Source organism: Shewanella sp. SM74 (genome assembly GCF_025653725.1).
Classification (GTDB): domain Bacteria; phylum Pseudomonadota; class Gammaproteobacteria; order Enterobacterales; family Shewanellaceae; genus Shewanella; species Shewanella oncorhynchi.
In genome coordinates this window covers 1-19,603 of sequence record NZ_JAKKRZ010000010.1, presented here as the reverse complement: position 1 = coordinate 19,603, position 19,603 = coordinate 1, and the positions used below count along the sequence as shown (strand labels likewise).

Here is a 19,603-nt window from a genome sequence, read left to right as displayed (position 1 = left end):
CTAAACATTCGAAAAAATAGAACGATAGGCTGTTGATATCCACTCACACAGGTTTGTCATAGCATTAGCGTAACCTGTCGATTAAAAAGCCTTACGCAGCACGCTTTTGGACATTTTCGAGTTAGATCGTTAGCTCGAATTAGTGAGTTTCGGATTAAGATTTCTATGGGTAACGCTTGCCTAACCGACGCAAAATAGCAGTCTAAAATTAGCGACTTAGGAGTGCAAGCCTGCTGTTGTGCTTCCTTTAGTTTAGGCGCTTGATGGAGAGCCAATTACTCGACTAGGCTATATCCTTTTTATGCTCAAGAATGTTTTCAGCTTGCTTCTTGTAAGTTAACGAATTAACGGTAGTGTTGTATTTGTTCTTCATTTCCTGAGCAATAGAGTTGTGTAATTCTTCAAGCTCTATATCCATTTCACTCACAGTCTTTTCAAAACCTTTTTTGAGCTGCTTTACCACTGGGAGTGAATCTAGAGATTCCCATAGAGTATTCTTTATAAAGCCGCCCATAAATTCCCAACTTGCCATTACAGAAAAATAGGAACCAGACTTATTCTGCCTTAAAAGTGATAATAGTTGCTTAATACTATTGATTGTTTTAATGCTATCAATTTCACCGCTAGCAATCATTTTCTCTAAAGTACTTATTAAGGCATCAAAAAACTCAGGAAGCTTACTTTCTTTTTTAAATCTTTCGTACATTTCATCAAAATGAAAGTCAGCATCATCTTTCTCCTTAGATAAAGACCATTTATGTTGCAATAGATCATTTCTAACTGGCGATATATTACTAAAAAGATATTTGTTTGCGTCATCTATTTTCAGATTATCGATGTACCACTTGCACCACTGTAAAGTTATTTTCAGCCAGTCTGGACGATCTGCTGTAGCAAGAGACATAGATAAATTATTTGCAGCATCTAGATTAGCTTGGCAATTTTTCTCTTTCGTGTCTTTATTTTCACCAATTAAAGCATCAAAAAGAGCATCATTGGTTTTCTTTAAATTATTATGCCTTTCCGTTAATAGCCTCATAAAATAGTTAAGACTTTCATTGTTATCCATTTACAACTCCAATACTTACGATGGCTATCTAACGTCTTAGTATTTATGCGCTGCGCTGTTTGCAGCGCATAAATTAAAAATCTGGCTATCCATTTTAGATCAACAATATAATATTAAGGTTGGGTGTCTCTGTTTCTTACATTGTTTCTTACAACATTAATAAACCTACGGGTTACTCACCAGCGACAACTGCATCTCGTCCGCATACAGCAAGTTAAGATCTTGTAGCTAAAGCTAAAGTAAATAAATCAAATGCAGCTAATTTAGCCTCATTTTCAGTGTCAAATTTACGATATAAATATTTTGAAAAACTACTATTTTTCGAACTTACCGTAGCTCCCCATTTATCCTCTTTGTTATACACAGTTACCCAAAAACCTTCTATATTTAAACGCGGATTACCTTTATGTGATAACTTCCATTTTCTTGTTAACCAGCGTTTTTTGCGACTTGCCCAGTTTCTCGCCACTCTTTCCCTGTTCGAGGCTGCACTCAAATTACCTTCCAAATGACCGGCACATACACAACCAACTTTAAGAATAATCGGATAGTTCAGATGCTGCATATGATGAACATACCTAACATTCTGAGATTCACACATTTCACAAGTAATATCAGGTTCTTCTAAGTCTTCAATGTGAACACAAGTCTATCCTTTATGAGGTACGCCGGATTCAGACCATTTTCCTCTTCTTTGAGAAACTAGCTGTTCTTCACATTCATAAACATTCATTTAGATTCGCCATCTATTTAGAGAAACCTAGCGCCGTAAGCTGGGACAACAAAGAATTCAAGCTACCTATGTTCATATAACCTACAACACTTATCACGCCATTGCCAAACGTATTTATGATGTTAATTAGCGATGACGTTACCGACTGATTATTATCAAAAGACCGTGATTACAGTTCGAAACAGGTGTACTCAGAGATAAATCGAATTAAGCACTAGCATGGAAGTGACCGTTGGCGGCATGGATGCCGCCGTCGAGCCTATAGGGATATATTCACGGCGTGTCACTGGAATGCGAGTGGTTAATGAGTTGCGCACCTTTACTCACAAAGCTACAAACGGAAAAATAAGAGATAGGACAGGCATCCTCAGCCGAAGCGATCCAATTGAATTAAAGCTTCAACCTAATCCGGTTTAAACACGCCGATCACAGCGCCGGTGGCTTTTTCAGTGACCTTTTCATCGGTTTGCTGTTCACGGTAGTCACACTCTGTGCATTCAACGGTTTCGATGCCGTTTTGTTTGTAGAGTAAAATGCTGTCTTTGGCGCTGCATTTTGGGCACTTAGCACCAGCTACGAAACGCTTTTTGATTTTAGTGTTTGTCATAATAGATAAAGGACCAGATAGCAGGGCCAAGGAACTCGGCCGAAGAAATTGGCGCTATTTTGCCACACTGATGATTGAATGCCAGTGTTACCTGAAAGTATGAGGCCTTAAGCCAATGTGATGCGATTCGCTCAAGATCGTCCTGAAAAGTCGAATAATTGTCCTAGTTATCGGGTCAGGCTGTGGTTTGAAACTGGGTTGTACGCTATTATCTGTGCCCTGACGAATTCACGTTCTAACCAAGTTGTAGTTAATGATCAGCATCAACCAAGCGCAATTAATCCGTGGCAGCAAAACCCTGCTAGATGAGACCTCTCTCACGATTTATCCCGGCCATAAGGTCGGTTTAGTCGGTGCTAACGGCACAGGCAAATCCTCACTGCTCGCATTAATTTTAGGTCACTTAAGCCTAGATAAAGGTGAATTTAGTCTGCCTTCTGGCTGGCAAATTGCCACTGTGGCCCAAGAAACCCCTGCGCTCGACGTCTCGGCACTGGAATATGTGATCGATGGCGATAGCGAATATCGTCAATTAGAAGCCCTATTACACAAGGCCCAAGAAGATAACGACGGCAATGCCATCGCACTCTTACACGGCAAAATCGACGCTATCGGTGGTTATGCGATTCATTCGCGCGCGGGTTCATTGTTAGCGGGTCTGGGCTTTAGTGAAGCCGAGCAAAGCAATCCAGTGAAAAGCTTTTCGGGTGGTTGGCGTATGCGCCTCAACTTAGCCCAAGCGCTACTGTGCCGCTCTGACTTATTGCTCCTCGACGAACCAACCAACCACTTAGACTTAGATACCATGTACTGGCTCGAAGGTTGGATTAAGTCCTATCAAGGCACGCTGATTTTAATCAGCCATGATAGGGACTTTATCGATGAAATCGTTGATGAAATCGTCCATGTTGAAAATCAAAAACTCAATTTCTACAAAGGCAATTACAGTGCCTTTGAGCGCATTCGTGCCGAACGTATGTCGCAACAACAGGTTGCCTTTGAACGCCAACAAAAAGAACGTGCACACATGCAGTCCTTCGTTGACCGTTTCCGTTACAAGGCAAGTAAAGCCAAACAAGCGCAGAGCCGCTTAAAGGCACTAGAGCGCATGACTGAGTTGTTGCCGTCTCAAGCCGATAGCCCCTTTTATATGGAGTTTCGTGCCCCTGAAGCCCTGCCCAATCCGCTGATTAAGATGGAGCAAGTCGCAATAGGCTATGGCGACAAACCCATCCTGAGCAAGGTGCATTTAAACTTAGTACCGGGGGCGCGCATTGGTTTACTCGGCCGTAACGGCGCGGGTAAATCGACATTAATCAAGTTGTTATCGGGTCAATTATCGCCAATGACAGGTTTGTATGAACCTAATCCCGGCGTTAATATTGGCTACTTTGCCCAGCACCAAATCGAATTTTTACGCCTCGACGACACGCCTATGCAGCATTTAGTACGTCTGGCACCCAATGCCAGAGAGCAAGAGTTGCGTAACTTCTTAGGCGGTTTTGGCTTTAATGGCGATATGGCGCTCTCACCTGTACGACCCTTTTCTGGCGGCGAGAAAGCCCGTTTAGTGTTGGCGCTATTAGTTTGGCAACGCCCTAACCTATTGCTGCTCGATGAACCCACCAACCATTTAGACTTAGAGATGCGCCACGCTCTAACGATGGCACTGCAAACCTTTGAAGGTGCTATGGTTGTCGTCTCGCATGATAGGCATTTACTGCGATTAACCTGTAGCGATTACTATCTGGTGGATCAAGGTGAAGTACGTGCCTTCGACGGTGACTTAGACGATTATCACCAATGGTTGCTCGATGCGGCGAAAGCCAACTCGAATCAAAACAGCACCAGCGACGAGATCAAACCTGCCGCCGATAAAAAACAGCAAAAACGCCTCGAGGCCGAGATCCGCCAAAAGGTATCGCCGCTCAAGCGCAAACAAACTAAGTTAGAAACCGAGCAACAAAAGCTGAGCGAACGCCTCGCCGAGCTAGAGCACTTGCTGGCCGATAGCGAATTGTATGATCAAGATAACAAAGCCAAGCTAACCTCGGTATTAACCGAGCGAACGAGCTTGACGCAAACCTTAGAAGACAGTGAAATGCAATGGCTCGAGTTGCAAGAAGAGATAGATGCAATGGAGCAAGAGGTCATGGAGCAACAATAACTCCAGCGTTCTTTTACATAAAAGTCAGTAGCAGCGGCAATACAAGGAAATAGTATGGCGGTTTTAACCCAGTTCGACAGTCAACTCTGGCAATGGTGTGATATGAGCTATGCGCAAAACAAAGCGCTCTGTCTCGAATTGCAAAATAGCTGTCAGGTGAACGTCAATCTACTGCTACTGGCACAATATTTAGATATCACTATGGATGTGTCTGGGCCGCAGCAATACAGCACGGACCAATGGCAAACGCTGATGAATGCTGTGGGTGAATGGGATGAAAGGTTTCTCATGCCCTACCGCAAATTACGCAAACTGGCTAAGTCCAGCCTGAATGAGCAAGAGTATCAGCAGATGCTCGCCGTTGAGCTGATGATGGAACGTAAAGCGCAGCGAACCATCTTAAATAAACTCAATGAACTCAGCCCAAGCGGCCAAGCGACAAATCTAGTGAGCTACTTAAGCCTGTTTGGACTCAGTGACATTGACGCCAACGAAGTCGGCCTCATTGCGCCCTGATCTCCCCCAAACAAATCACGTTAAATCAAGCACCGCCAAGTTAGCTCGATCAAATCAACGCAGTGATCATCTGATCCGCTAACAGCTGCGGCCTTGCGGATAGCGTTCACAGTCATCCTCGATCACCAACCAGTTCAGCTGACTCTCAGTATAAATATGGTACTTAGGCTGAACTTGGTTAGCATCGTCCAGACTCGCTATAATAATCAGGATATTGAGTATGCCGGTAAGTTAACGATGTACCGCATTGGTCACAAAATCCACGGCGAATAAACTCAGACGATGCAAACTCTGTCACCTGACCTTTAAGCCAAATCACTTGGCTGAGTTTAAAATCCATCCAAGCCCCAAATGCAGATCCCGTGCTTTTTTGGCACGAACGGCAGTGGCAATAATCCGCATCAAAGGGGTCACCTTCAACCTGATAACGAATCGCCCCGCATAAGCAACCACCTTCCCGTAATATGTTTTCAGACATTCACACCCCATCAAGCTTTATCAAGCTAAGCTGCATTTTGATAAGATAACATCAGGCTTTACCGTCAGTGAGCTTCTGTGCGAGTGCGGTGGCATTTCGTGCCGTGATGCCATAAATCGACAGCTGCGGGTTAGCGCCAAGGCTGGTCGGGAAGATAGAACCATCCATTACAGATAAATTCTCTAAATAGTGCGACTGACCATAACTGTTGACCATAGAAAGCTTTTCATCTTCGCCGAAGGGACAACCGCCCATCACATGGGCCGATGCAACGATAGTGCGCAGTGGCGCGAGTGACATCTGCGCAATGCTCTCTTTGGCGTCTTTCCACGAGGATAAGTAAGGCATACCATCGCTGATCGGCAACACTTTTAAGGCGCCCGCCGAGAATTGTAACTCCGCCATACTAGCAAAAGCGCGTCTCGCGGCCCGCCAAAAAGCATCGGTCAACGGATAATCTAAAGCAAAGCCCTTATCCGTTAAGTGTACTTCACCGCCTTGACTGTCGGGATGATAGCCATCGCGGATCAAAGCGATAGTCACTTGCAACTGATTGAATTGTGACATTAACTCAGCATGACTCGTACCATAACCTAAGGTTTTAGAGGCAATTAAAATCGGATGCACCGGCGGCACTTCGAGTTTATAACCCAGCTCACCATCGGCGCCATTGTTCCACACAAATTCATCGGAATAGATAGATTGCGGCGCACCGCTATGGCCATTGATCGAATCGGCAAATACGCCGCCGGATAACAAAGTAGGATGTAAAAAGGTGCGTTTACCCAAAAGTTGGTGGGGATCGGGCACTTGCGAACGCATCAAAATCGTCGGTGTATGGATAGCACCCGCACTCAAAATATAATGTTTAGCCTTAAATAACAGCTCAACGTCAGTGGGTCGTAAATTCACATCCAGCGCCTGCGCCTTTAACGCAAACACTTGGCCATTATGGTGCTCAATCTTAGTCACTTTAGCGCGACTGATCAGCTGCGCGCCTTTCTCAAGTGCCGCGGGAATCGTGGTGACTAACATAGATTGCTTCGCATTGACCGGACAACCCATGCCGCAATAGCCAGTATTCCAGCAACCCGCCACATTGCGTTTAATGACTGTGTATTCCCAACCAAGATTGATACAACCTTGCTTCAGGGCGGCATTATTGCGATTAGGCTCATAGTTCCATTCATGGATATTGAGCCGCTGCTCCATTTGCTCAAACCAAGGGTCTAAGCTCTCGCGATTAAGCCCTGCAACCGATTTATGTTGCGTCCAAAAAGCTAACGCCTCGGTCGGAGTGCGAATTGAAGTGGTCCAGTTAACTGTGGTTGAGCCACCGACTGCGCGGCCTTGAAAAATGCCAATCGCCTTATCGACAGTTTTCATCGCCGCAGCTTGTTGATACAAGTTGGGATAAGCAACTCGCTCTTCCATATTAAAATCGCTGGAGGATTTTAGCGGTCCCGCCTCAATCATGATCACGCTTAGCCCTGCTTGGGTGAGGATTTCAGCCGCCACACCGCCGCCAGCACCTGTGCCGACAATAATCACATCAGCTTCAAACTGCTGGTTTTCTTGCAATTGGCTTGCATCAGTGTGCAACCAACTAGAGTTTAAACCATTCACTATAGGATCTATGATTGCCAACTTGAGTGCTCCACTGTCGCGGGTAAGATGCTTATTATTCGGCGTTTGATTAGGTTAAAAATGGACTCGCTATTTGAACAGTTCAGGCTTGGCATAATGCAGGCGGCTCCAGTGCTCAGGACAAGCGTAGTAACTTGCCATCACTAATTCCCGCAATCCAAGATAAGCCGTTTGTAACAAAGCAAAATAACTGTGGCGCCAGGTTTCTAACATATCAGTTAACTCGGCGGGAGAGCGCATCAATAGCGGCGTCATGCTCGAGGTGAGTACCAGTAAACCAAGACGATTTTCGAGCATATCGAGCAGTTCAAATAACTCGGTTTGCTGCTCATCGGGTAACACAGCAATCGACTGTTTGATGGCATCTAAAGTGCGGTTTTGCGCCGCCAACTTATGGATGGCCACATCAGGCAAGGCGCCGTCGAGCATCACAGGCAAAAGCACGCTAAACAACAAACGATAATCTTTGCCTTCGCTATCCTCGGGCAAACTAAACTCAGGAGAATAGAGATTAACCCCTAAGGCTAACGCCGCCGTACCGGCAAACGCACCCATTATAAAGGTTCGTCGCTTCATCTCTATCTCCTAATTATCAACCTAAATGTCGGCCTAAATATCAGCATAAAAAACAATTGTGCTACAATGGCCGCGAGTTTATACCCAAGCGACCTCAAAATACGAATTTCAGCATTTTGAGTTGGTTTGGGTATAAATTAAACACACGTTTTAATTTTCAGCAATAGCCGATACCAAGATAAACATCTATGCCAAATTCCTTTATGCCACCTTGGTGGGCCAAGAGTCCCCATATACAAACGATTTTACCCGTATTCACTAAAGTGGCCAAACCAGCATTACAGCGGCAGCGCTTAGAGTTACCCGATGGCGATTTTATCGATTTAGATTGGCAGGATGTTCCACAGTCTGGCAAACCGATCGTGGTGATCATCCACGGCTTAGAAGGAAGTGCTCAGTCCCATTATGCGCGGCGGATACTGCAAGCCTGTAAAGAACAGCAACTCGCTGCCGTCGTGCACCATCACAGAAGTTGTTCGGGTGAGGCCAATCGCCTCGCCCGCAGTTATCACAGTGGCGATACGGACGATTTACAGTTTAGTCTATCGACACTGAAAAGCGCGTATCCGCAATCGCCCTTATTAGCCGTAGGTTACAGTTTAGGCGGCAATGTGCTGACTAAGTATCAAGGCGAATATCAGGATGATAGTTTATTAGCCCGCGCTGTGGTTGTCTCTGCGCCGCTGCAATTGTCAGCCTGCGCTAAACGCTTGGAAAATGGCTTTTCAAAGGTGTATCAAAGCTATTTAATCAAACAGTTACAACAGAAAATCAGCCATAAACTGAATGATCCCGACTTAGCCATCTCTATGCCGCTGAGCCAGTTGCAGGTCGACCGTTTAAATACCTTCTATGATTTTGACGATAAAGTCACAGCGCCATTACACGGCTTTGACGGCGTAGACGATTACTATACGCGTGCCAGTGGCTTACCCTTTGTCAGCCGCATAACTAAACCGACGCTCATCATACATGCCAAGGACGATCCCTTTATGACCGATGAAGTGATCCCCAAATCAAGTCAATTGTCGGGCTATGTGGAATACGAACTGCATCCCTATGGCGGCCATGTCGGCTTTATCGAAGGCGGTACACCTTGGAAACCGCGCTTCTACCTTGAGCGACGGATTTTACATTTTTTACTAGGCGATCAAAGTGTTCACTCGCTTACTGCAGACCCAATCAACGGCGACAATATTACCCAAGGAAACACCGATGCTCATTCCCTATGAAACCCTGTTACAACTCCCCAAGGAAACGCTCGCCAATGTGATCCGCGAATATCTCTTCGGTCAAGTGGAGGATGGCAGCTTTGCCAGTCTCGATGAACAGGAGCTTGCTCAGGCGATAGTCCAATGTCAACAAGCACTTAAGCAAGGTAAACTGAAATTAGAGTACAGTGAAGACGATGAATCCTTCGCCATACGTTCAGCGGAACAAATAGCACAGCAGCAAGATTGACCAGTCCTACCTCTGTACCGTATAAATAGTACTCGCGTTTTTATCGCTTCCCCATAAGCGGCTCTTTTGGTTCCTAGCTAGGTAGAAAAAATGTCAGCAAAACATCCCATTATTGCAGTTACAGGCTCATCAGGCGCGGGAACCACCACGACGACGACTGCCTTTAGCCATATTTTTCGCCAACTCGGGATCAACGCCGCCTTTGTCGAAGGCGACAGTTTTCATCATTTTACCCGCGCCGAAATGGAAGTCATGATCCGCAAATCCCAAGCTGAAAACCGCAATCTTAGCTATTTTGGCCCAGAGGCTAATAACTTTGCTCGTTTAGAGCAATGCTTTCGCGATTACAGCACCACAGGCCAAGGTGAAACCCGCAGCTATTTACACACCTTCGATGAGGCAGTGCCTTTTAACCAGATGCCTGGCACTTTTACCCAATGGCGACCACTACCTGAAAATACCGATATGCTCTACTACGAAGGCTTACATGGCGGCGTAGTTACTGGTGATGCCAATGTCGCCCAGCATGTGGACTTGCTGATCGGCATGGTGCCCATAGTCAACTTAGAGTGGATCCAAAAAATTATCCGCGATACTTCGGAGCGTGGCCACAGCCGTGAAAAAGTCATGGGCTCGATTGTGCGCAGTATGGACGACTATATTAAGCACATGACGCCACAGTTCTCCCGCACTCACATTAACTTTCAGCGAGTACCGACGGTCGATACCTCTAACCCATTTAGTGCCAAAGATATTCCGAGCTTAGATGAAAGCTTTGTGGTGATCCGCTTCCGCGGTATCAATAATGTCGACTTCCCCTATTACCTCAATATGATCCAAGGTTCATTTATGTCACGGGTCAACACACTCGTCGTCCCCGGCGGCAAAATGTCGCTGGCGATGGAGCTGATCCTCACGCCTTTGATTAAAGATTTGATGGAAAAACGTCAGCAACTTAATACCCCAGAAGCGAACTGAAACCTTGAGGATTTGTGGGCAATTTTGACTAAAGGCTAAGGAAATAAAGTCTTTTTTTGCAATGGATTAAGTTTTATTTAAGCCACTAGCGCTAATCTTGTCGGCATCGGGATTTCAGGCGAAAGAACGATAGTTGGCATACTCTTGGGAGTTAATTCCCCCATCTTGATCTGTTGATTTCCTTGAGTATGTCAGCAACCTTTTTAACGAAACTATAAGTCTTCAGAGTTAATTCCACATCCATACTTGATCTGTTGATTTCCTTGAGTACGTCAGCAACCTTATATGAAGAATGAATTCCACATCTATGCTTGATCTGTTGATTCCCTCGAATATGTCAGCAACCTTATCTTAAACTCTAAATCTTCAGAGTTAATTCCACATCCATACTTGATCTGTCGATTTCCTTGAGTATGTCAGCAACCTTTTTAATGTGACTTTATATAAGTTAATTCCGCATTCATACTTGATCTGTTGATTCCCTTGAGTATGCCAGCAACCTCTCAGAAAATAGGTTCTAGGCTCTAGATTCTAGGAAAACAGAACGTTCGTAAACTCACTCACAGAACGCAGCGCTCACAGTAAGGGCAAAGCCCGTTGCGTAAATCGTGAGTCACAAAGTGACGTTCTGTAGCAGTTTGCTGCGTGCCGTTATCCGTAGCCGCAACGCGGCGTTCTAGCAGTTGCAAAGCAACGCCCTAGATTCTAGCCGCAGCGTTTTTTGCTGCGCCCTAGCAGGCCAAAGACCGCCCTAGATTTTTATACATCACCATACACTCTAAGGCTATGCCTCTGGGCGAACAGTAAATAGATTCCTCCTCTAAACCTTCACCACCAAAACCACAGTGACGATAGAAATCCACCGCATTTAAAGTTGACTCCAATCTGAGTTGGGCTATCCCCTGATTAAAAGCCATAGTTTCAATAAATTGCAGCAGCACTTTACCAACTCCTAACCCCATAGCATCGGGGGAAACAAACAAGGCTTCTAACTGGGCATAGGGTTCATCCAACATGGCAGTGCCGACCACAGTCTTAAGCTGCGACTCGTTAGAAGACAACTCTGCCACATAAAAATGTGCATCGACGATACGACTAAATTGCTCGGTCAGTTCGCCCTCGGTCCAAATCACCAGATCGCCCGCATCATAAAATCCGGCGCAACCTTTATTGATGGCCGCATTGCGGATATCCCAGCAGGCCTGAGCATCCGCTTTCGTCGCTTTTCGTATAGTTATCATCATGTATCCCGATTAAAAATGCTCAGCCATAACATGCCATGAAGCCGCTAAAACGCCAAGTAAACGAGTGTTCTAATCTTTCAACCAATAAAAAACCGCCCGTAGGCGGTTTAATCAAAGCTACAGAACCTTAATGAATCTTAGCTAACATATCTGACTTAGTCTTAGCGCTAGACTTAGCCTTTAATCAATTCACTAGCTAGGCTTAGCCTTTAATCAATTCACTAATAGTCAATACGCCATGGGTCGTTGCACCAGCGCCCCACATGGCAGAAGCTGAATCTTCAAAAGCGCCTGCTAAATCAACGTGTAACCATTTAGCTTCGGGTGACACGAAACGCCATAAGAAACCAGCAGCATTAGAAGCACCACCTGCACCACCGCCTTTCATTGCGCGGCTGTTGGCGGTGTCAGCATAGGCAGATGGACACATTTCTTTGTGCCAAGGATCCAGCGGCAGCGGCCATACGCGCTCGGCAACGCTAGTAGCTTTTTGCTGGGCCAGTTGCAACACATCCGCCTGTGGCGAGAAAATCGCGTTGTAGTTAGAACCCACCGCCATCACAGCGGCGCCTGTAAGGGTCGCTGCATCGATAATAAAAGGTGCGCCTGTAGCAGATGCAGCTTGTAGGCCATCGGCCAACACTAAGCGCCCTTCCGCATCTGTGTTCACTACTTCAACTGTTACACCATTTTTGTAGGTCAGAATGTCACCTAACTTATAGGCGCGACCGCTGATCAAGTTTTCAGCACAACATAAGAAGAGTTTAACGCGTTTGTTGAGGCCAGACTTGATCGCTAAACCAAGTGCTGCAGTCACAGTCGCCGCGCCGCCCATATCGCATTTCATGCCTAACATGCCTTCAGAAGCTTTGATGCTGTAGCCGCCAGAATCAAAGGTAATCCCTTTACCCACAAGCGCCACAGACACAGGTGCATCGGCGGCTAATGGGTTGAAGTCTAACTCTAACATTGCCGGTGGACGCTCACTGCCGCGACCGACGGCATGGATACCAATCCACTGTTCTTCAAGCAGCGCTTCACCTTCGATAATCCGATAACTCACCTTGTCGCCACCAACCTCAGCCAACCATTTTGCGGCTTGCTGGGCGAGTTTCACTGGCGACAGGTTCTCAGGCGTATCGTTGATCAGTTGACGGGCAAAAGTCGCCACATCGAGTCGACGTTGCAATTCTGCTTGCACAGACTCATCACCACACCAATGGATTTGATAGCCTGGTTTTGCCGTCGCGAAACCTTGGGCAAATACCCATTGGCTATTGAGATCCCAAAACTGCCCAGCTAATTCCACACTGCTAATGCCTTGACTGCGCAGTTTACGGGCCGCCATTTGAATTTGACGCAGCTCATCGCCACCCGCTAAATGAATTTGCGCACCGTCGGCAGTATAAGTCACATCAGCCTTGCCCCAGTGCGCGGCGGGTGCTTCTTTGGTTAATTGCACTTTCATCAATTCAGTTACTTTTAGTTCACTCATTAGGGATCCTTATTTTTCGATTCGTTTTAGAATAATCAATCAGAACAATCAATCAGCAATCAGAACAAACTTTATGGCGGCAGTTTACTGCTAGCAGGCGATGACGCAAAGCGATTGGCTGAAGTTACTCAGGTAAAATCTGTAAACATTTGCGAAATTTGCTAGGCTTTACGACCTAGAACAGCCGAGATAGGTCTACCTATGGAATTTACACCGCCACTACAACAGGGCATTTTATTGCGCCGCTATAAGCGTTTTCTGGCCGATGTGCAGCTAAGCGATGGCAGTGAGATCACCCTACATTGCCCCAATACCGGCTCTATGCGTAATTGCCTGTATCCCGGTGAAACCGTATGGTTTTCTACCTCTGATAACCCTAAACGTAAATATGCCCATACGTGGGAACTGATGACCACGCCAGATGCAGGCTTAATCGGTATCCACTCGGGTCAGGCGAATACCTTAGCCGAAGAAGCCATCAATAAAGGTATCATCAAGGAACTCACGGGTTATGATAGCCTCAGCCGTGAAGTCAAATACGGTGATGAAAATAGTCGCATCGATATCCTGCTACAGGGTGCTCAAAAACCCGCCTGTTATATAGAAGTCAAAAGTTGTACTTTGCTCGAGGATGGCCAAGGTTATTTTCCCGATGCTGTGAGCTTACGCGGTCAAAAACATTTACGTGAATTGATGCACATGGTGAGTCAAGGCCACAGAGCCGTATTGCTATTTGTGGTGCAGCACAGTGAAATATTCAGTGTTGCCCCCGCAGCACATATCGACCCTGAATATGCTAAGTTACTGAAAATGGCTGTGTTAGCCGGCATTGAAGTGCTAGCCTATCGCTGTAAAATCTCCCCGACTGAGATTCACCTAGCCCAAGCCTGCGATGTACGAGTATGATGTTAAGGCTGAGTTAAATTTGATTTCATTTGAATTAGCGAACATAGTCAAAAAATTCAATCAAAGCAGAATGAAAAGTTTGCCTCGATGTGAAGATTCTGCTATAGATAGCGGCCGTTCTTAAGGACGCCCTACAAACGCAAATGATTACAGGAGATGCGTTATGCCTGAAGGCACCAAAAAACTTGGCGTACTCGCTATCGCAGGTGTAAATCCTTACCAGGAAAAGCCGGGTGAGGAGTATATGAACGCTAAGCAACTGGGTCACTTCAAGACAATTCTTGAAGCTTGGCGCAATCAGTTGCGTGAAGAGGTCGACCGTACTCTTAGCCACATGCAGGACGAAGCCGCAAACTTTCCCGATCCTGTTGACCGTGCAGCACAAGAAGAAGAGTTCAGCCTCGAACTTCGTGCTCGCGATAGAGAACGTAAGCTGATCAAAAAAATCGAAAAAACACTGCAAAAAATTGAAGAAGACGATTTCGGCTTCTGTGATTCTTGCGGTATCGAAATCGGCATCCGCCGTCTCGAAGCGCGTCCAACAGCAGATCAATGCATCGACTGTAAAACGCTTGCAGAGATCAAAGAGAAACAAATGGCTGGTTAATCAAGCATACTGGGCGGGGATTTCCCCGCCTATTTGTTTCTAGCAACTCGTAAACTCGACGAGCTAAAGCCGAGCTCACTCCAATTTACCCCGATTCGCTTTTCTCTTGGCATCCCTCTAAAATACATCCACTTTTACCGTCGCGACTTTAAAACGCCATCTAGTTGTTATGTCAAAGCCATTACATTCCGATTTATCCAGCCAGCCCTATGTCGGCCGCTTTGCGCCTTCGCCTTCGGGTGCCTTGCACTTTGGTTCGCTTATCGCCGCCCTTGGCAGTTATCTGCGCGCCCGCTCACAACAGGGTAAATGGCTAATTCGCATCGAAGATATAGACCCACCGCGGGAAGTCAAAGGCGCCGCCGATGATATCTTACGCACCTTAGAAGCCTATGGATTTGAGTGGGATGATGTGCCTCTGTATCAAAGCCAGCGCACAGCGGCTTATCAAGCGCAAATTGACTCGCTGCTCGCCCAAGATAAAGCCTATTTTTGCCAATGTAGTCGCAAGCAAATTCAAGCCATGGGCGGCGTCTACGATGGCCGCTGCCACCGATTGCCACAAACCCAGTCTGCAAATCTTGTTAGGTCGGGTGCGGTGCGAATCGTCAACACGGCGCAAGTGCAAGAATTTGATGACAATCTAATGGGCCATATTTGCGTTGATAGCCATTTTGCCGCAGAGGATTTCATCATCAAACGCAGTGATGATCTGTACGCCTATCAACTGGCCGTGGTACTCGACGATGCTTATCAAGGGATCACCGAAGTGGTTCGAGGCTGCGACTTAATCGAGGCCAGTTGTCGCCAACTGAGTTTGTATCAAAGCTTTGGTTTAGCCACACCGCAATGGCTGCACTTGCCACTCGCCTGCATAAGTAAAGGCTTTAAGCTCTCAAAACAGAATCATGCACAGGCAATTGATACACTTAATCCACAGGCGAGCCTCAATGCGGCACTGACATTTTTAGGCCAACCCCCCGTCGAAACCCGCGGCTCTGTGGCGCAAATGCTCGCTCAAGCCGTGGATCAGTTTCAATTATCCACTATACCGCAACAATCTGAGATACTGATCGAGCCCTGATATACTCATTAGGCCGCATTTGGTATATGATAGCCGCCAGATTTTTAATCAAATAACAGATCATATTTCGAGGTGTCCCATTTTTCGCCGTATCAGCCAATTCTGCAAACAGCTATTTGAAGACGCGCCTAAAACGACCGCTCCGACTCCAGCTCAGATTGAACCAACAACACCTGAACAAAGTTCCGGTGCTTTGAGTTTAGAGTTAGTACCAAGAGATGCCCATACCATCTCGCGCAAACAAATCAGCGAGAATGCCCTTAAGGTATTATACAGACTGAATAAATCTGGCTTTAAAGCCTATTTAGTCGGCGGCGGTGTACGCGATTTACTCTTAGGGATTGAACCGAAAGATTTCGACATAGTGACCAATGCAACACCGGAAGAAATCAAAAAACTATTCCGTAATTGCCGTGTTGTCGGTCGCCGTTTCCGCTTAGCGCACATTGTTTTCGGTCGCGATGTGATTGAAGTCGCCACCTTCCGCGGTCACCACGGCGAGAGTAATGAGAAAGTCTCTAAAGCCAATGCCGAAGGGCGTTTGCTGCGCGATAACGTCTATGGCGAAATCGATGAAGATGCCGAGCGCCGCGACTTTACCGTCAATGCCCTCTATTACGATATCAGCGATTACTCGATCCGCAGCTACGGCGGCGGTATGGCCGATCTCAAAGCGGGCACCCTAAGATTAATCGGCGATCCTGAAACCCGTTACCGCGAAGATCCCGTGCGTATGTTAAGGGCGGTGCGTTTCGCCACTAAGCTCAACATGGGTATCGAAACCGTCACAGCCGCACCGATTAAACAATTAGCGCCGCTGCTCAAAGATATTCCCGCAGCACGCATGTACGAAGAAGTGTTAAAACTCTTCTTTGCAGGCAAAGCCTTAGCCAACTTCGAATTAATGCAAGAATACAAGCTATTTGCACCGCTGTTTCCGCAAGTGGCCGCTCTGCTAAAAGATGATCCTAAAGGTACGACCATGAAAATGGTGCAAGCCATCATGAAGAGCACAGATCAAAGAGTTAACGAAGATAAGCCGGTCACACCTTCATTCTTCTATGCTGCGCTTCTCTGGTATCCACTGCGTCAACGCGCCGAAGATATTGCCGTTGAAAGTGGCCTGACGTTATATGATGCCTTCTTTGCCGCCATGGGCGATGTGATGGAGCAGCAATGCCAAACCATTAGTATTCCACGCCGTTTTAGTACGCCAGCAAAAGACATTTGGCAGTTACAGTTACGCTTTGATCGTAGCCAAGGCACTCGCGCCTTTAAACTAATGGAACACCCTAAGTTTAGAGCTGCATACGATTTACTCTTACTCAGGGGCGAAGTCGAAGCGGGTAATGTCGCTAAAAGTGCCGCTTGGTGGCAACAATTTGTCGAAGCCGATGAAACAGAACGTTTAGCTATAGCGCGTAGCGGCAGTAAATCGCCAAACCGTAACCGTAATGCCACCCAACGTCGTCGCCGTCCTCGTGCACCGAATGCCGATGGTTCAGCGCCGACGAGCGCACCTAAAGCGAGTGGCACACCTAAAGTTAAAACGGCTGAATAATGCCCCGTGTCTACGTCGCATTAGGCGCAAATCTTGAAGATCCCAAGGCGCAATTAGACAATGCCGTGACGGCATTGTCCACCTTAGGCAATAGTCTCGTCGTTTCTCCCTATTACCATTCGACGCCCATGGGCGATGTCGTGCAACCCGATTATGTTAATGCGGTAGCGAGTTTCGATACTGATCTTGCGCCATTAGCTTTACTCGATGCACTGCAGCATATCGAAAACACCCAAGGACGAGTCCGCCTAGAGCGTTGGGGGCCTAGAACCTTAGATCTCGATTTACTCTTGTATGGTAATGAGAACATTGACATTCCTAGACTCAAAGTGCCCCACTACGGCATGAAAACGCGCAGCTTTGTACTCGTGCCTTTAGCCTCAATTGCACCGGATCTGATTCTGCCGTGCAACACTGCCATCGACAGTCTTATCGATACAAAAATGTTGGCCGAGTTACAACAACTGGGCATTGATCATTGAAGTCCGTCCTCAGTTAGCTTATAACACCACTTCTATTTGGTTTGAAGATCATCCATATGTCTAAAATTACTAGCTCAACCCTGTTGAAATACAAACAGGAAGGTAGAAAATTCACGGCACTGACAGCCTATGATGCCAGTTTTGCCAGCGCGTTCGATAGCGAAGGTGTCGATGTGCTGCTGGTCGGCGATTCTTTGGGAATGGTTCTCCAAGGCCATGACGATACCCTGCCCGTCACTACTGCAGAAATCGCTTACCATACTCGCTGTGTTCGTCGCGGTATCGAACGTGCCCTGCTGATCGCCGATATGCCCTTTATGAGTTACGCCACACCAGAACAAGCCATGGTCAACGCCACTGAGTTAATGCAAGCTGGCGCGAACATGGTCAAAGTCGAAGGCGGACACTGGTTACTCGAAACCGTCACTAAGCTCACCGAACGCGGTATTCCTGTATGTGCCCACTTAGGCTTAACGCCTCAGTCGGTTCATGTGTTTGGTGGTTTTAAAGTGCAAGGCCGCGATGCCGAAAATGCCCAGCGCATCCTCGACGAAGCTAAGGCTTTAGAAGCCGCGGGGGCTCAACTACTCGTAGTGGAATGTATCCCTGCGCCTCTCGCTACGGCGATCACTCAAGCCTTAACGATTCCTGTCATTGGGATTGGCGCAGGCGCATCGACTGATGGACAAATCTTGGTGATGCATGATGTGTTAGGTATTTCAAGTGGTTACATTCCACGTTTCTCGAAAAACTACCTAAAACAAACCGGTGAAATTCGTTCTGCGGTACGTGCTTATATCGACGAAGTTGCCCAAGGAACCTTTCCTGGCGAAGAACACACTTTTAACAAATAACAGATTTATGCAAGGTAAGGCTCAATGATCACTAGCGCCCATATTGATGATATTCGCACTCAAGTGCGTGCATGGCGTGCCAAGGGCGAAACTGTCGCCTTTGTGCCGACCATGGGCAATCTCCATCGGGGACACATCACCTTAGTGAAAGAAGCGGCTAAACGTTGTGATCATGTGGTGGTATCGATTTTCGTCAATCCAATGCAATTTGGCCAGAACGAAGATCTCGATGCCTACCCACGCACACTCGCCGCCGACAGTGAAGCCCTCACCGCCGCTGGCGCTGAGTTGCTGTTTACCCCAACACCAGCCGTGATGTATCCCAAGGGCTTAGCGCAACAAACCTATGTTGAAGTGCCAGGTATTTCAGATCTGCTCTGCGGCGCTAGCCGTCCGGGGCATTTTCGAGGCGTTGCGACTATCGTCTGTAAACTATTCAACATAGTACAGCCCGATGTGGCACTCTTTGGCAATAAAGACTATCAACAGCTATTAGTCATTGAAACTATGGTTGAAGACTTGTCATTACCGATTGAGATTATCGGTGTTGATACCATACGTGAGGACTCAGGTTTAGCCATGAGTTCGCGCAATGGTTATCTCACCGCCGCAGAAAAAGCCGCTGCACCAGCATTAAAACAGGCGATAGATGCTATGGCTGCAGGGATCAAACAAGGTCAGAGTGTTGATGCTGTCACCGAGCAAGCGAAAATCAGTTTAGTGGCGGCGGGCTTTACGCCGGATTATCTGGAAATTCGTCATGCCCACACGCTTGAGAAAGCGCAGAGCCAAGACCAAACCTTAGTCATTTTGGCCGCCGCCTATATAGGTAAAGCGCGACTTATCGACAACTTAAGGTTCGATCGCTAATCTCTTAAGCGTTATCAATAAGTAAAGAATCCGCCTTCTTAGAAGGCGGCTTTGACTTGCCCCTGGAAGGGGCTATTCCAAGAACCTACATCATCTGCAACGACAATTGAGCCTCATGTTCCTGATCTTGTTTATCTTGATGGCGCACATATCGTCTAATGATTTCTTCATTAACACCTACTGTATCTACAAAATAACCTCTGGCCCAAAAGCTATTGCCCCATAGCTTTTTACGTACATGAGGGAATTTATTGAATAACCTTATCGC

The 19,603-nt window shown here is 46.7% G+C and carries 20 protein-coding genes and 2 pseudogenes; 12 read left to right on the top strand and 10 right to left on the bottom strand.

What is annotated here, in order from left to right; all coding sequences use genetic code 11:
• Positions 1 to 283: 283 nt before the first annotated feature.
• The 3 genes from L5M49_RS11970 to L5M49_RS11960 all read right to left on the bottom strand — a co-directional run bounded on the left by L5M49_RS11970 (position 284) and on the right by L5M49_RS11960 (position 2,409).
• Positions 284 to 1,069, bottom strand: coding sequence for a hypothetical protein (locus L5M49_RS11970; RefSeq protein WP_263183044.1), 786 nt, complete (start codon positions 1,067 to 1,069; stop codon positions 284 to 286).
• 214 nt (positions 1,070 to 1,283) lie between these two features.
• Positions 1,284 to 1,634, bottom strand: coding sequence for a hypothetical protein (locus tag L5M49_RS11965; protein WP_263266141.1), 351 nt, complete (start codon positions 1,632 to 1,634; stop codon positions 1,284 to 1,286).
• A gap of 571 nt (positions 1,635 to 2,205) precedes the next feature.
• Positions 2,206 to 2,409, bottom strand: a complete 204-nt coding sequence (locus L5M49_RS11960) for a YheV family putative zinc ribbon protein (RefSeq protein ID WP_263183047.1) — start codon at positions 2,407 to 2,409, stop codon at positions 2,206 to 2,208.
• A 253-nt stretch (positions 2,410 to 2,662) separates the two neighbouring features.
• Between L5M49_RS11960 and L5M49_RS11955 the strand changes: the two genes are divergently transcribed.
• Entirely contained in the window at positions 2,663 to 4,576 is a 1,914-nt protein-coding gene (locus L5M49_RS11955) for an ABC transporter ATP-binding protein (RefSeq protein ID WP_198572870.1), read from the top strand.
• Between the two features lie 54 nt (positions 4,577 to 4,630).
• Complete coding sequence (locus L5M49_RS11950) at positions 4,631 to 5,092, top strand: TIGR02444 family protein (protein WP_263266140.1); 462 nt, start codon at positions 4,631 to 4,633, stop codon at positions 5,090 to 5,092.
• A gap of 78 nt (positions 5,093 to 5,170) precedes the next feature.
• Here the strand turns inward: L5M49_RS11950 and L5M49_RS11945 are convergent.
• The 3 genes and pseudogenes from L5M49_RS11945 to L5M49_RS11935 all read right to left on the bottom strand — a co-directional run bounded on the left by L5M49_RS11945 (position 5,171) and on the right by L5M49_RS11935 (position 7,793).
• Positions 5,171 to 5,570: pseudogene (locus tag L5M49_RS11945) on the bottom strand (GFA family protein).
• A gap of 51 nt (positions 5,571 to 5,621) precedes the next feature.
• On the bottom strand, positions 5,622 to 7,217 hold the full coding sequence (locus L5M49_RS11940; RefSeq protein ID WP_263266139.1) for a GMC family oxidoreductase: 1,596 nt from the start codon (positions 7,215 to 7,217) through the stop codon (positions 5,622 to 5,624).
• 69 nt (positions 7,218 to 7,286) lie between these two features.
• Positions 7,287 to 7,793: a TAT leader-containing periplasmic protein gene (locus L5M49_RS11935; protein ID WP_105251529.1), complete on the bottom strand. Its 507-nt coding sequence runs from the start codon at positions 7,791 to 7,793 to the stop codon at positions 7,287 to 7,289.
• 188 nt (positions 7,794 to 7,981) lie between these two features.
• Here L5M49_RS11935 and L5M49_RS11930 point away from each other — a divergent pair, with 188 nt between their 5' ends.
• The 3 genes from L5M49_RS11930 (at position 7,982) to L5M49_RS11920 (ending at position 10,232) form a co-directional block, all read left to right on the top strand.
• Positions 7,982 to 9,025 carry a hydrolase gene (locus L5M49_RS11930; RefSeq protein WP_263266138.1) on the top strand — a complete coding sequence of 348 codons (1,044 nt, stop codon included), beginning with the start codon at positions 7,982 to 7,984 and terminating at the stop codon, positions 9,023 to 9,025.
• Entirely contained in the window at positions 9,009 to 9,254 is a 246-nt protein-coding gene (locus tag L5M49_RS11925; protein WP_173246707.1) for a YheU family protein, read from the top strand. Before L5M49_RS11930 ends, L5M49_RS11925 begins: the two co-directional genes overlap by 17 nt.
• A gap of 90 nt (positions 9,255 to 9,344) precedes the next feature.
• A complete protein-coding gene (locus tag L5M49_RS11920) occupies positions 9,345 to 10,232 on the top strand; it encodes a phosphoribulokinase (RefSeq protein WP_011847692.1) in 888 nt (295 codons plus the stop codon).
• A 560-nt stretch (positions 10,233 to 10,792) separates the two neighbouring features.
• Here L5M49_RS11920 and L5M49_RS11915 read toward each other — a convergent pair.
• The 3 genes from L5M49_RS11915 to pepB all read right to left on the bottom strand — a co-directional run bounded on the left by L5M49_RS11915 (position 10,793) and on the right by pepB (position 12,971).
• Complete coding sequence (locus L5M49_RS11915) at positions 10,793 to 10,921, bottom strand: hypothetical protein (protein ID WP_263266137.1); 129 nt, start codon at positions 10,919 to 10,921, stop codon at positions 10,793 to 10,795.
• A 42-nt stretch (positions 10,922 to 10,963) separates the two neighbouring features.
• Positions 10,964 to 11,473 carry a GNAT family N-acetyltransferase gene (locus tag L5M49_RS11910; protein ID WP_219252224.1) on the bottom strand — a complete coding sequence of 170 codons (510 nt, stop codon included), beginning with the start codon at positions 11,471 to 11,473 and terminating at the stop codon, positions 10,964 to 10,966.
• Between the two features lie 205 nt (positions 11,474 to 11,678).
• Positions 11,679 to 12,971, bottom strand: coding sequence for an aminopeptidase PepB (pepB, locus tag L5M49_RS11905; RefSeq protein ID WP_113939740.1), 1,293 nt, complete (start codon positions 12,969 to 12,971; stop codon positions 11,679 to 11,681).
• 201 nt (positions 12,972 to 13,172) lie between these two features.
• Between pepB and sfsA the strand changes: the two genes are divergently transcribed.
• From sfsA to panC, 7 genes are all read left to right on the top strand, one after another.
• Positions 13,173 to 13,877: a DNA/RNA nuclease SfsA gene (gene sfsA, locus L5M49_RS11900; protein ID WP_113939738.1), complete on the top strand. Its 705-nt coding sequence runs from the start codon at positions 13,173 to 13,175 to the stop codon at positions 13,875 to 13,877.
• 163 nt (positions 13,878 to 14,040) lie between these two features.
• Entirely contained in the window at positions 14,041 to 14,484 is a 444-nt protein-coding gene (gene dksA, locus L5M49_RS11895) for an RNA polymerase-binding protein DksA (protein ID WP_006082967.1), read from the top strand.
• 169 nt (positions 14,485 to 14,653) lie between these two features.
• On the top strand, positions 14,654 to 15,568 hold the full coding sequence (gluQRS, locus tag L5M49_RS11890) for a tRNA glutamyl-Q(34) synthetase GluQRS (RefSeq protein WP_263143077.1): 915 nt from the start codon (positions 14,654 to 14,656) through the stop codon (positions 15,566 to 15,568).
• 19 nt (positions 15,569 to 15,587) lie between these two features.
• The gene (locus tag L5M49_RS11885; protein WP_173497280.1) at positions 15,588 to 17,129 is read left to right on the top strand and encodes a polynucleotide adenylyltransferase PcnB; all 1,542 of its coding nucleotides are present in this window, start codon (positions 15,588 to 15,590) and stop codon (positions 17,127 to 17,129) included.
• Complete coding sequence (gene folK / locus L5M49_RS11880) at positions 17,129 to 17,611, top strand: 2-amino-4-hydroxy-6-hydroxymethyldihydropteridine diphosphokinase (protein ID WP_263172553.1); 483 nt, start codon at positions 17,129 to 17,131, stop codon at positions 17,609 to 17,611. Before L5M49_RS11885 ends, folK begins: the two co-directional genes overlap by 1 nt.
• A gap of 56 nt (positions 17,612 to 17,667) precedes the next feature.
• Positions 17,668 to 18,465 carry a 3-methyl-2-oxobutanoate hydroxymethyltransferase gene (panB, locus tag L5M49_RS11875; protein ID WP_263266136.1) on the top strand — a complete coding sequence of 266 codons (798 nt, stop codon included), beginning with the start codon at positions 17,668 to 17,670 and terminating at the stop codon, positions 18,463 to 18,465.
• 24 nt (positions 18,466 to 18,489) lie between these two features.
• The gene (panC, locus tag L5M49_RS11870) at positions 18,490 to 19,335 is read left to right on the top strand and encodes a pantoate--beta-alanine ligase (RefSeq protein WP_173246722.1); all 846 of its coding nucleotides are present in this window, start codon (positions 18,490 to 18,492) and stop codon (positions 19,333 to 19,335) included.
• Between the two features lie 85 nt (positions 19,336 to 19,420).
• On the opposite strand, the pseudogene tnpA reads toward panC, so the two are convergent.
• Positions 19,421 to 19,603: pseudogene (gene tnpA, locus L5M49_RS11865) on the bottom strand (IS200/IS605-like element ISSod23 family transposase); the annotation flags it as partial.